Genomic DNA, 12,874 nt, shown 5'->3' on the forward strand with positions numbered 1-12,874 from the left:
TACAGTGATCTCCACTATCATAATACTGACAAGTGTTAACAACGCATTTAACTCTTCCAATTGGGTTGCTTTTATCTACTCTTCCCTGCATCTGGCAATCTCCTTTCGTATTGTTTAAAAAATTTTTTTTATCTATTTACGGCTAATTAGTTTTAACTAAATACTTTAATAAGTTGTTATTGATATCTAATGGGCCCGCCGTACTGTGGGTGCATTTGCTGCATATCTCTCCCCATCTGAGGTGAAGGCATTTGCTGCATTGGTTGATTAAAAAACTGTTGTGTTCTTTGGATGTCAGAGTGATCAGCAGGGGGTGAGGGCATATACCAGCCCTTGCTTTGAGTAATTTGAGCAATTTCCTGTTGAGACTGTTCAGTTCGATTTCGCATTTGTGTAATTGTATTCTTCAATGACGGGTTTGAGCATTCCATAGCAGCTTTCGTAAGCTCTGAAACAAAATGTTTTGTTGCTTCTAAAGAGTCCATTGCCATGTCTTTATCAGTTAACATTTAAATACACCTCCTAATTTAAAAATTGTTTTAAAGTTTGCAGAGCATGGGATTCCATTTGAGCTGATGAGTTAAAATAGTTTCTTAACTGTGGATCGTTACATTGCTGAGCATAGGTCTGACACTTAGCGGCTTTTAAAGTAAGATCACCAATAAAGTGTCTCAAGTTTTCTAGTTCTATATTTGATATATGAGACATGCATTCACCTCCCCTATGTGAGTCATTATTTACAGGATTATTATTTCCAATAATTTTAAATAGATGTAAAAAAACATCCATTTTATTAAAATGGATGTTTTTAGATAGTATTATTTATTGCCTGGGGCAAAGCAAGATAAAAATACCAAATCGTACAATGTTTCATTTTTAAGTCCATGTGTAATTCCAAGGGGAACATTAACTCCCTGTCCGGGAACTGCTTTTTCCTCTACTTTTCCTTTAGTCATTATTCCTTCACCTTCTAGAAAATAGAAAAATTCGAGGGTTTCATGGGTATGTGCTGGGATTATTCCGCCTGGTTCTATCTTCATTAGAGCTGTTCTTAGGTTCGGATCATCTGCTGGGGTTAGGAGAGGCTTAAGATATGTTTTTACACACTTAGGATTAGGGTGAGGTCTCCATTCGACATTTTTGATATCAACGGTTTTAACCATGGATTGATTTTCCTCCTGAAACTTTATTTTAAATATATTATACCAAAGGTTAGATATTATTGGAAATCGAAATAGACTAAAAATTTACCTTAAAAGTAAATACTAATAGGAGGATAAGGATTATTAAATCATTTAAAACACTTAAAAGGAGGATAAATTTTTGGATATCTATAGAACAAATTATAGACCAATAGATTGCATTAGTCCTACTCAGGAAAAACAGATTTCTGGGGAGCTTATTACAAGGCTACAAAAAATACTGGGTGATGAGTTAAATAGGATGGCGATGTACCTACAAGCGACATATTCCATTCCAAAAAATGCCTATTCTGTCGACTATTTTGGATACTCTAAGGATATGCAGCATCAGCTTATTTGCCACGCAATCCATGAAATGAGGCATGCCGAGACAATAGGAAGAATTCTATGTAAGATAGGTCATAATCCTCGGCTAAAAACCTCTAGGTTAACGCCTCCAAAAACTTATAAGGAAATGCTTACCATGATATTTGAAAGTGAACAGGACGGCATCAAAAATTTGTCTGAAGCGTTGGACGCTACAAATGATCAGGAGATTAAAGTAACTCTCTTAAATCAGATAAGGGAAGAAAACGCTCATCTACAAATGAGGACTCAAATATATGATCAGATAGAAAAGACAGGTTTAATTGACACGGTACTTCCATCACCTGAGGGAGCAGGCCCTGTATCCTATGATATAAATATTTTACTAGATGCTTTTGAATTAGAGATTCAATCAATAATAACCCTTATATACGGTTCAATACTATTGGGTATGGATATGGCTATACCTCCTAGATTGAGGGCTCTATCAATAGAAGACATGCAACACTTAAACAAGATTGCTCAAGACATAATAACACTTGGAGGTAGACCAGTAGTTTCTCCTGAAAGTTTAAATAACGTACCCCGGTTAAGTAATGCTGTCCAAGTGATAGATCATGCAATTGAAATCAAGCAACAAAAAATCAGACAGTATGACCAGTTTAGTCAAATGATCAAATCGAAGGGTGCTGCAAAAACATTATCAGATATGATGGGCAAAGAAGAGGAAAATATATCAGACTTAAAGGGTTTTGCTAACTCACTTCAGACAGCAGAACCTATACATTAATACAAGGTTATTCAAAAATTTAATCAGATGGCTCATATTTTAGAACCTAATCTTTTAGTTCGTTTTACATTAGATAGAGGTTTTAACTGTGGGTCTTTTTTAAACTCTAGGTATTTAATTTTTACAACTTAGTCTTTGATTAAGTTAAATTGTCCTTAAAATGACTAATCGACTGAAATAACAACAATTAGGTAGGACTTTGAACTATGTATGTTGAAATACTATAACATAAACAGGTACAAACTGTTAGTTAAATTTATACTGGTCAAAGAAGGTGGACGTTTTGAAAGCTAGGGTCTTACTAATTACCATCTTTATGGTGATAATAATTCTATTTTTTGTTGGTTGTCAGTATGCAGCTAATAAGAATTTAGACTATACCTTACCGCATTTACCTTATCCCATTGCTGAGGAAAGAGCTTTAATAACAGTCGCTGGTCAGGGTCCCGAAGGATTGATAGTCTCCAAAATGTGTGATCAATTAAAAATATCTAATACTTATGGCTATAATTCTCAAACAGATGACCTAGATCGAAGAAAAAGCTTAATAATAGTGGTAGGTGTTAGTAAAATTGGAATGGATAATATATCAACAAACATTTCTGAAGAAAAAAAACGAATCTCGGATTTACTTGCTAAAGCAAATGACCAAGGGATACCAGTAATTATGGTCTATTTAGGAAAGGGGAAGAGATGGGATGAAGATAATAAAGAAATGTTAAAATTAGTAGGTAAAGATTCAGACTATATAATAGCTATCAGTAATAAAGTAGAGGAAGCATTTTTTAGAGAATTGGCAAATGAGAACAGTATTCAATTTACATTGGTAAAAGATATCCAAAGAGTAAAAATTCCATTAAACTCAGTTTATAAATAGGTGAATTATGAAGAAGTATTGGTGGATAGTATTATTTATTACTTTTATTCTCGTAAGCTATGCTATAAAACAGCTAACAGTACCCTTTTCAGATGAGATACTGAAAGATATAGAAAGTAGCATTACTAATACTAACATTGGATTGCTGGTAATGGCTGCAGTAAAATCAGTAATTTATGAAAGTATTAATGATTTATTTGTATATATATTTGCGTATTCTTTTACCTTTTACTATTTAAAAGGTAATAAACTAATATACAAGGTTATCTTAGCACCTATATTAACTATAGTTCTTTATACCTTAAATATGCTTATACATGGAAGCATAACAGAATATGCAATTCTATTTTTCATTATTTGTTGTGAGTTAATATTGTTGATTATTTTTGATAAGCATGAAGAATATTATTTGTCTAGCATATTTATTTTCATACAGCTTAATTTTGCATTTTATAGTTTGTTAATTACTACTATTTTAAACGATTATAAAGTAGGATATAGAGATTTAATTACTAGCATTAAAATTAGTTCAGATTTTTTAGGTAGTAATACAGTTTTAAACTTTGTAAGCTTGTCTTTATTTATCCCCCTTATAATTGGTAGTATACTGCTGATATTATTAACTATTTTATACTCACGCAGATTAGCTAGTGAAAAAAGAGAGAAGGAAAAAGAAAGAGAATTGCGACTAGTTAAATCTGTTGCTGAGGAAGCAAGAATATGGCAGGAACTCCACTATTTAGTTCATGACTTGAAGTCTCCCTTGATGACTGTGTCGGGCCTTACATCATTAATCAAATTGCAGGTTAATAATAATCATATAAAAGATTATTGCAAAAAGGTAGAAAGTGCTGTAGATAATGTAAATGACATGATATCGGAGTTCTTAAATAATGAAAAGAGGAGAATTACTGCAGTAGAGGAATTATTAAAAATTGTAAGGGCTCATGTTGTCGTTAAAGGTACTGAGCCAAATTGCCTATTCGAAATAGAAAAAGATCTCCCATTGATAAAAATTAATCGCATAAGAATGGCGCGTGCTTTAATAAATGTTATAGAAAACGCAATAAGGGCTGTAAAAGATAGGGAAGATCCCCAGATAAGTGTTCAGATCTATTCTAATCAAGAAAATGAGCTGATTTTTATTGTCAAGGATAATGGTGTTGGTATTGCAACCGAAGATTTGAAAAAAATATGGAATATAGAATTTACCACGAAAAGTAGTACTGGTGGTTTAGGTATGAGTTTTGTCAAAAAAGTGATTGAAAACCATCAGGGGGAAATATCCATAAGCAGTAATATGGGTAATGGAACTGAAGTGATGATTACTTTGCCGGGGGTGAAGGACTATGAGTAGAATTCTTATTGTTGAGGACAATCTGGATATCTGCTATACATTAGAAGAAATTTGTAGTTTTGCAGGTTGGGAGACCGAAACAGCAGAAAATGGGTATGAAGGGGTTTCGAAATTTAAACAAGGTTCCTTTAATTTAATAATTGTTGATTATCATATGCCTGTTTTTGATGGCTTAAAAACCATAGAAGCGATAAGAAGCATTAATAAGAATGTACCAATACTGGTTTTAACTGTTGATGAAAGACAAGAATTAGCAGATGAGTTATTAAATGCTGGAGCAACCGACTTTGCGTTAAAGCCGATAAAGGCACCGGATTTAATAGCTAGAATTAAGGTAAATTTAAAGGTAGCAAATCTGGTGTTACAGTCAGACAACATTTATGTTAATAAAGGAATTAGTAAGGCTACCCAATCCATAATTATTAGTTTTTTGGAAAAGCAAACTAAAGCAGTTACCATCCATGACATTGTTGCGGAAACAGATCTGGCCTACCAAACAATTCATCGATATTTATCAAATTTGGTGGAAGAAGGTACGGTGGAAACTGATTTTGACTATGGAAAGATAGGTAGACCCAAAAACATATATTGGATCAAGAATAGGAATTAGCATCTATCTTTTTCTAAAAGATAGATGCTTTTTTGTACTATCAGAAGTATAATTTCAAACAAGGTAGATAGTATTCACAAAGACTAAGGCTTGCGCCTGCGTCTAAGGACTTGGCGGAAGCCAAGTTTTGTTTTATACTTCGCTAAGTTTTGTTTAAGAGAAAAAAGAGAAAAACCAAGAATATCTAAAATTTTGTGATATTCTATATGGTATTAGAATACAAAATTAGAATAATTAAATTATTCTAATTTAAGAAAAAAATGTGGCAAAATTTTGTAGAAGTAGCAAGGAGGACTTGACTTGGCTGAAAGAGCAATATTAGAAGTAACAAACCTTAAAACACGGTTTTATACAGAGGCAGGAGTGGTCAAGGCCGTTGATGGAGTTTGTTTTACTCTAAATAAAGGACAAACATTGGGTATAGTTGGGGAATCTGGATCAGGTAAATCTATCACAGCTATGTCAATTATGAGACTAATACCTATTCCTCCAGGGCGTATAGTAGATGGAGAAGTCTTATTTAAAGGCAATGATCTATTAAAAAAATCGGACAAAGAAATGCGATTGATTAGAGGTAATGAGATTGCAATGATTTTCCAGGATCCGATGACGTCATTAAACCCTGTTCTAAAGATAGGGGAACAAATTGCGGAGGCTGTTGTTTTACACCAGGGTTTAAGTAAAAAGATGGCCTGGAAGAAAGCTGTAGAAATGCTAGAAAAAGTAGGGATAGCGGAAGCTGAGCTTCGAGCTAATAACTATCCCCATGAATTTAGTGGTGGTATGCGTCAAAGAGCAATGATTGCCATGGCATTATCCTGCAACCCAGAATTACTAATTGCGGATGAACCAACAACAGCCTTGGATGTAACTATACAGGCACAAATTTTAGAACTAATGACTGAATTAAAGGATGAGCTAGATACAGCAATTATTTTAATAACCCATGACTTAGGAGTGGTTGCTGAATTATGTGACCAAGTTCTAGTAATGTATGCCGGAAACCTTGTTGAATATACAGATGTTGAAACTTTATTTGAAAAACCACAGCACCCTTATACATGGGGATTACTAGCTTCCTTACCTAAATTTATTGATGAAGAGGAACAAAGGTTAGAACCAATTGAGGGGAGTCCCCCTGATTTAAGATTTTTACCAGAAGGATGCAATTTTGCGCCTCGATGTAAAATGGCTAAGCCAATATGTTTGAATGAAAAACCAAGTTTAAGAAAAATTAGGGATGGACATTTGGTGGCTTGCCACTTGTATTAGAAATGGGGGATTTTATGGCTGAAATAGTTTTGGATGTTGTAAACTTAAAAAAACACTTTCCTATTAATAAAGGACTAATAATACCTAAAATGGTTGGAGCTGTGAAAGCAGTTGATGGAGTATCTTTTAGCATTAAAAAAGGTGAAACATTAGGGCTAGTTGGAGAAAGCGGATGTGGTAAATCCACAACTGGACGATGTATATTACGCTTATTAGAACCTAGTGATGGAAAGATTATTTTTAAAGGTCAAGATATCACGGAACTGGATAGTTCTAAAATGAGGCATTTACGTAAAGACATTCAAATAATCTTCCAAGATCCATATGCATCACTAAATCCGCGTCTTACTGTGGGCGATATGATTTCTGAACCCATGCGCAACTTTCAAATAGGAGATAAAGTTTCTCAACAAAAGAGGGTGCAAGATTTATTGGAGATTGTGGGATTAAGCAGCTATCATGCATCACGTTATCCCCATGAATTTAGTGGAGGTCAGAGACAGAGAATCGGGATTGCTAGAGCGTTAAGTGTAGATCCTGAGTTAATTATATGTGATGAGCCAGTATCGGCTTTAGATGTATCCATTCAAGCCCAGGTAATCAACCTACTAAAAGACCTACAAGAGCAATTAAACCTAACTTTATTATTTATTGCTCATGATTTAAGTGTTGTAAGGCATATTAGTGACCGCGTTGCAGTTATGTATTTAGGGAAAATAGTTGAGGTGGCTGATTATAAAGAGTTATATAAAAATCCTTTACATCCATACTCACAGGCTTTACTATCGGCTATTCCTGTTCCCAATCCTAAATTAAAGAAAAATAGGATTATTTTAACCGGGGATGTTCCAAGTCCTTCCAATCCCCCTGAAGGTTGTACTTTCCATACTCGTTGTAGCAAAGTAACTGATATTTGTAAACAAGAATCACCTCAGTTAGTTGGAGATAAAACAGGTCATTTTGTGGCATGTCATCATGTATAACTAATGTTAACTTAAGGAGGTGCTTAGTCTAATAAAATAAGATTGTGTGATTAATAATTTGAGGAGGTAAAGAATTGAAGAAGAAAATTTGGATTGTGGGGTTAGTTGTTTTATTAAGTTTGTCATTAATTTCTGGTTGCGGTGGCGGGGATGCCACAAATGAACCAAATGAACCGGAAACAGAGGAAAAGGTATTAGTTTTTGCACGAGGCGGTGATGCGGTAGGTTTAGACCCAGCAAATGTTACTGATGGTGAATCCTTCTATGTAACTAGACCTGTCATAGATACTTTGGTAGATTATGATGTTGATACTACTGATGTAATTCCAGGCTTAGCAACAAGCTGGGAACCACTAGACAAGGATGGCTTGATATGGGAGTTTAAATTAAGAGAAGGTGTAAATTTCCATGATGGCACACCTTTTAATGCAGAAGCTGTAAAGTTTAATTTTGATAGATGGATGGATGAAAGCAATCCATATCGTCATGATGGTGAAGTATTTGAATATTGGGGATATATGTTTGGTGACAGTACAGTTAAAGAAGTAAGAGCTGTAGATGAATATACCATAGAAATCGAACTAAACAATCCATTTGCTCCATTTATTAACAACTTAGCCATGCCCTGTTTTGCAATATCTAGTCCTGATGCTATAAAAGAGCATGGGCAAGATTACTTTAAAAATCCTGTTGGTACTGGGGCTTTTAAATTTGTTGAATGGGTAAAAGATGACAAGATTGTTTTAGAGAAAAATCCTGATTTCTGGGGCGAAACTGCTAAAGTGGATAAATTAGTATTTAGAGCAATACCTGATAATTCAGCACGATTATTAGAATTACAAGCAGGTACTATTGATATCATGATTGGTTTAAGTCCTGAAGATGCTCAAATTGTTAAGGATGATGCAAATTTAAATCTTTTACTTCGTCCAAGTATGAATGTTGGTTATATGGCCATGAATATGATGGAGGAGCCTTTTGATAATCCATTAGTTAGAAAAGCTATCAATCATGCTGTAGATAAGCAAGCATTAATTGACGCATTTTATGCAGGAATGGCTAAACCAGCCAAAAATCCTATACCACCATCTTTATGGGGATATAATGATGAGGTAGTAGATTATGAGTATAACCCTGAAAAGGCAAAGGAACTTTTAGCTGAAGCTGGTTTCCCAGATGGGTTTACAACGGAATTATGGGCTATGCCTGTTGCTAGACCATATATGCCTCAGCCTAAAGAAATTGCTACAGCTTTGCAGCAACAGTTAGCAGTTGTTGGAATAGAAACAGAAATAGTGACAATGGATTGGGCTACTTATTTGGAAAAAGGAGAATATGGTGAACATAAGCTATATTTATTAGGTTGGACAGGAGATAATGGAGACCCTGACAACTTCCTATATGTGTTACTTGATCAAGATAATGCAAAGGTTGGTTCTGCAGGAAACGTAGCATTTTATAAAAATCAAAGTGTTCATGACCTTTTAGTTGCAGCTCAAAAGGAAACTGATCAAGATAAGAGGGCTAAGTTATATGAAGATGCCCAAGTTATTATTAATGAGGATGCCCCTTGGGTTCCATTAGTTCACTCAACCGAGGGCATAGCTGCCAAGAAATCTGTTAAAAACTTTATTCCACATCCTACAGGTGGAGAATCTACTTTCTGGATGGTTGATATTGAAGAATAAAGGATGATTGGTTCTTTAAGGGGCCTACGGGCCCCTTACTTATTCCATAGCATTAGCTATTCGCAAAAAGCAATTAGAGAGGCAGATTTTTCTTTGTACGCTAATGGAGGTAATTCTATTGTTAAATTATATTTTAAAAAGATTCTTAATGTTAATACCAGTACTTCTTGGGGTAAGCTTACTAGCATTTTCTATTATTCATTTGATTCCTGGTGACCCAGCACGGGTAATCTTAGGTGAGAGGGCAACTGAAGCTGCTATTCTCAACCTTCAAGAAAAATTAGGTTTAAATGAGCCATTATACGTACAATTTTTTAACTTTTTAACTAATACTTTGCAGGGAGATTTGGGAAGATCTATTATAACAAATGAAGAAGTAAGCCATGAATTATTGATTGCTTTTGCTGCTACTATTGAGTTAACAGTTGTAGCTATGATAATTGCAATAGTTGTTGGTATTGCTGCAGGTACCATAGCAGCTGTTAGACAGTATTCAATATTTGACAATGCAAGTATGGTAGGAGCACTTGTAGGAGTTTCAATGCCAATTTTCTGGTTAGGGCTAATGATGATTTGGCTATTCGCTTATAAATTAGGTTGGTTTCCTCCATCAGGAAGACTTGATGTTGGTTTTGATATACCTAGAATTACGCACTTTTTATTAATTGATACCCTATTAGCTAGTAATCTTAAAGCATTTATCAATACTTTATGGCATCTGGCAATGCCGAGCTTTGCATTAGCTACAATACCCATGGCAATAATTGCACGTATGACCCGGTCTAGCATGCTAGAGGTCATGCGTCAGGATTATATTAGGACTGCTAGGGCAAAGGGTCTTAGTGAAAAAGTAGTTATATTTAAACATGCAATAAAGAATGCCTTTTTGCCTGTTATTACAGTAATTGGTTTACAAGTTGGACTTTTATTAGGTGGAGCTGTTTTGACTGAAACAGTTTTTTCCTTTCCTGGCTTGGGGCGTAGACTTTATAACGCAATAATGGCTCGGGATTATCCAGTAGTGCAGGGTGGAATATTGTTAGTTGCAGTTTGCTTTGTATTGGTTAATTTATTAGTAGATTTAACTTATAACCATATAGACCCAAGAATAAAGATGGAATAGGTTGGGAGGAAAAATGTTTATGACTGAAACTTCTGTGAAACGACCTGGCAATCCTCAACCTAATTTAAAGAATGATGAGCAGGAGAAAGTGCGGGGATTATGGCAGGATGTGTTTAAAAGACTTAGAAAAAATAAAATAGCAATGTTTGGTGCGTTCTTAATAGCCCTATTATTATTTTGTGCTATTTTTGCTCCGCTTCTCACCTCGCATGATCCAGAAAATGGAGTTTTAGCGGAAAGACAGCAAGCGCCTTCCTCTGAAAACTGGTTTGGCACGGATTCTCAAGGAAGGGATGTTTTTAGTAGAATTTTATATGGTGCATCTATATCAGTACAAATAGGTGTTATTTCAGTAGGAATTGCATTAATTATTGGCAGCTTAATGGGAGTATTGGCAGGGTATTATGGCAAATGGCTGGATGTTCTAGTAATGCGTTTTGTAGATATCATGCTTGCCTTTCCTACTATTTTACTTGCCTTAGCCATAGTATCTATTTTAGGACCAAGTTTAAAAAATGCAATGATTGCTGTGGGGATAGTTAATATCCCCCGCTTTGCAAGGATAGTTCGCTCGTCGGTGCTCTCGGTAAAAGAAACTGAGTATGTAGAGGCGTCACGAGCAATTGGCTGTACAGATATGCAGATTATAGGAAGGCATGTCTTACCAAATTGCCTAGCTCCTATTATAGTTCAAACTACTTTAACTATTGGTACTGCAATTTTGGAAGCAGCAGGTTTAAGCTTCTTGGGTTTAGGAGCTCAACCACCACAACCTGAGTGGGGAGCAATGTTAGCTGATAGTAGGGGATATTTAAGGCAAGCTCCTTGGTCAGTAATGTTTCCAGGTTTAGCAATTATGCTTACTGTTTTAGGTTTCAATTTATTAGGTGATGGCTTGAGGGATGCTTTAGACCCTAGATTAAAAGAATAACAACGTAAGAAGGTCAGCTAAATGCTGATCTTTTTTTGTACTATTATTATTAAAAGATGGGCAGGACTTTAGCTATAAACATGGAAAAATAGTATAGGTCATAATCTAAAGTGAGCTGTAAAGGTGGACAATAATGAAATTGTATAATGAATATATCAATACAAGAATTAATGAAGAAGCATTTGCTATAGAACAAACTTATTTTGTTAAAACAGATCGCAGGGTTAATCCTAAAGAGATAGAACCATATAAGTTTTTTTTGGGATCTATTCCCATTTTAATTACTGCTCCACATGCAGTAAGGCACATTCGTAAGAAAAGAATCAAACCATCTGATCAGTTTACAGGAGCTATTTCTGTAGTGCTTCATAATAAGACCAATGCATATTGTTTGGCAGCTACTAAACTTTATGGTGGTGACCCTGCTTTTGATAAACCATGTATTTTTAAAGAAAAAATAAGAGAAATAGTCACAAAACATAGGATAAAATTTGTCATAGATATTCATGGAGCTTCTGGCGAGAGGCCTTTTGATGTGGATATAGGATCAATGAACGGCATTTCATTTGGAGAGAGAAGAAATTTTGTAGAGGAGATAAAAAACTGTTTTCAACAAAATGACATAAAAAAGATAACCTTAGATAATTTTCCTGCTTTAAAGCAACATACAATAACAAGATTTGTTGTAGAGGAACTGAATTGCTCTGGAATCCAGTTGGAAATTAATAGGAAATACCGAGCTTTTCAGAATTTAAATTCTTTTGCACAATTAATGGCAAGCTTAACTTGTGCAGTAAACTATTTGTCAAAAAAATCTAACTAAATTAAGCTAAAAGCTTTACCTCTTTGGGTATTTGTATTTTGCTACATTTAGAGGATATGGGAGAGATGACTTATAAATCTAAAAAAGGAAGTAGTTTTCAAAAATAGTATTGCAACAATAATGCTACCACTATTCTTAATGCTCTTTGGCCTAGCTTCTCCCTGGCTGTTCAATAGGTGGATGCCGATTACTCCTCCAGATACCTATTCTTATTCTGCACTATTTGTTTCTGGAGCTATAGGTATTGTATTGGGGATATATTCCCATGAATATTATAGGTATCTCATGACAAAGTTACTGGGATTAGAAAGTATATTACATAAAGAACCTGGACTTAGAGTAATGGTGAAAGATTATGTGGTTAAATGGCAGGCCATTAGTATTACAATTGCACCTTTTACAGATTTGACATTGATAGCCCTATTAATTATGGCTTTAACAAAGTCATGGTTAATAATAGCAGGAGTGATAACTTTTCTAACAATCAATTTAATGTTATCTGCCAAAGACATAATAACTAGCATTTTGATAGTTAGATATACAGCGTCAAGAGAGGCTATTTTGTTTACCAAGGAGGGTTTTCAAGTCTGGACAGCAAAAGATAGATAAAGTTATAATTTGATAGTGTAATTAAAGGAGACAGAACTCTTCTGTCTCCTTTAAAATTACTTTTGTTTTTGACTATATTGCGAAATTGACTGTTGGAACTGTTGTGGATCATATGAAGCTTGACTTCCGTTATTTTGGCCGCTATAGCCATAGTTTTGGATTCCATAGGTCTGTTCTTGATGTTGCTGCTGAAGAGCCTGCTGGAACTGTTGTGGGCTATAACTGGCTTGACTACCTTGGCCCTGCATACCATATCCTTGAGTACCTTGGCCAGACTGATTTTCATACTGCTGTACAGTCTGC

At 34.9% G+C, this 12,874-nt stretch carries 14 protein-coding genes and 1 pseudogene; 11 read left to right on the forward strand and 4 right to left on the reverse strand.

The features are described from left to right. Positions 1 to 176: 176 nt before the first annotated feature. The 3 genes from APF76_06925 to APF76_06935 all read right to left on the reverse strand — a co-directional run bounded on the left by APF76_06925 (position 177) and on the right by APF76_06935 (position 1,163). A complete protein-coding gene (locus APF76_06925) occupies positions 177 to 509 on the reverse strand; it encodes a hypothetical protein (GenBank protein KUO51960.1) in 333 nt (110 codons plus the stop codon). Between the two features lie 13 nt (positions 510 to 522). Next, a complete protein-coding gene (locus APF76_06930) occupies positions 523 to 708 on the reverse strand; it encodes a hypothetical protein (GenBank protein KUO51961.1) in 186 nt (61 codons plus the stop codon). 110 nt (positions 709 to 818) lie between these two features. Next, positions 819 to 1,163, reverse strand: coding sequence for a hypothetical protein (locus tag APF76_06935; GenBank protein KUO51962.1), 345 nt, complete (start codon positions 1,161 to 1,163; stop codon positions 819 to 821). 160 nt (positions 1,164 to 1,323) lie between these two features. Here APF76_06935 and APF76_06940 point away from each other — a divergent pair, with 160 nt between their 5' ends. The 11 genes from APF76_06940 (at position 1,324) to APF76_06990 (ending at position 12,571) form a co-directional block, all read left to right on the forward strand. Continuing rightward, positions 1,324 to 2,298, forward strand: a complete 975-nt coding sequence (locus tag APF76_06940; GenBank protein KUO51963.1) for a hypothetical protein — start codon at positions 1,324 to 1,326, stop codon at positions 2,296 to 2,298. A gap of 283 nt (positions 2,299 to 2,581) precedes the next feature. Next, positions 2,582 to 3,175: a hypothetical protein gene (locus tag APF76_06945; GenBank protein KUO51964.1), complete on the forward strand. Its 594-nt coding sequence runs from the start codon at positions 2,582 to 2,584 to the stop codon at positions 3,173 to 3,175. Positions 3,176 to 3,182: 7 nt separating this feature from the next. Continuing rightward, positions 3,183 to 4,532: a hypothetical protein gene (locus tag APF76_06950; protein KUO51965.1), complete on the forward strand. Its 1,350-nt coding sequence runs from the start codon at positions 3,183 to 3,185 to the stop codon at positions 4,530 to 4,532. Further along, the gene (locus APF76_06955; GenBank protein KUO51966.1) at positions 4,525 to 5,142 is read left to right on the forward strand and encodes a response regulator; all 618 of its coding nucleotides are present in this window, start codon (positions 4,525 to 4,527) and stop codon (positions 5,140 to 5,142) included. The genes APF76_06950 and APF76_06955 overlap by 8 nt, the downstream gene beginning before the upstream one ends. Positions 5,143 to 5,442: 300 nt before the next feature. Next, positions 5,443 to 6,414 (forward strand): peptide ABC transporter ATP-binding protein, encoded by a 972-nt coding sequence (locus APF76_06960; protein ID KUO51967.1) that lies wholly within the window; start codon positions 5,443 to 5,445, stop codon positions 6,412 to 6,414. A 2-nt stretch (positions 6,415 to 6,416) separates the two neighbouring features. After that, the gene (locus tag APF76_06965; protein ID KUO51975.1) at positions 6,417 to 7,397 is read left to right on the forward strand and encodes a hypothetical protein; all 981 of its coding nucleotides are present in this window, start codon (positions 6,417 to 6,419) and stop codon (positions 7,395 to 7,397) included. 74 nt (positions 7,398 to 7,471) lie between these two features. Beyond that, positions 7,472 to 9,085 carry a peptide ABC transporter substrate-binding protein gene (locus tag APF76_06970; GenBank protein KUO51968.1) on the forward strand — a complete coding sequence of 538 codons (1,614 nt, stop codon included), beginning with the start codon at positions 7,472 to 7,474 and terminating at the stop codon, positions 9,083 to 9,085. A 118-nt stretch (positions 9,086 to 9,203) separates the two neighbouring features. Further along, complete coding sequence (locus tag APF76_06975) at positions 9,204 to 10,208, forward strand: peptide ABC transporter permease (protein ID KUO51969.1); 1,005 nt, start codon at positions 9,204 to 9,206, stop codon at positions 10,206 to 10,208. Positions 10,209 to 10,227: 19 nt separating this feature from the next. Then, a complete protein-coding gene (locus APF76_06980) occupies positions 10,228 to 11,139 on the forward strand; it encodes a peptide ABC transporter permease (GenBank protein KUO51970.1) in 912 nt (303 codons plus the stop codon). 133 nt (positions 11,140 to 11,272) lie between these two features. Then, the gene (locus tag APF76_06985) at positions 11,273 to 11,962 is read left to right on the forward strand and encodes a hypothetical protein (GenBank protein ID KUO51971.1); all 690 of its coding nucleotides are present in this window, start codon (positions 11,273 to 11,275) and stop codon (positions 11,960 to 11,962) included. Between the two features lie 180 nt (positions 11,963 to 12,142). After that, positions 12,143 to 12,571 carry a hypothetical protein gene (locus APF76_06990; GenBank protein KUO51972.1) on the forward strand — a complete coding sequence of 143 codons (429 nt, stop codon included), beginning with the start codon at positions 12,143 to 12,145 and terminating at the stop codon, positions 12,569 to 12,571. Positions 12,572 to 12,627: 56 nt separating this feature from the next. On the opposite strand, the pseudogene APF76_06995 reads toward APF76_06990, so the two are convergent. After that, positions 12,628 to 12,874: pseudogene (locus APF76_06995) on the reverse strand.

The organism is Desulfitibacter sp. BRH_c19, from assembly GCA_001515945.1.
In the GTDB taxonomy this organism is placed as follows: domain Bacteria; phylum Bacillota; class DSM-16504; order Desulfitibacterales; family Desulfitibacteraceae; genus Desulfitibacter.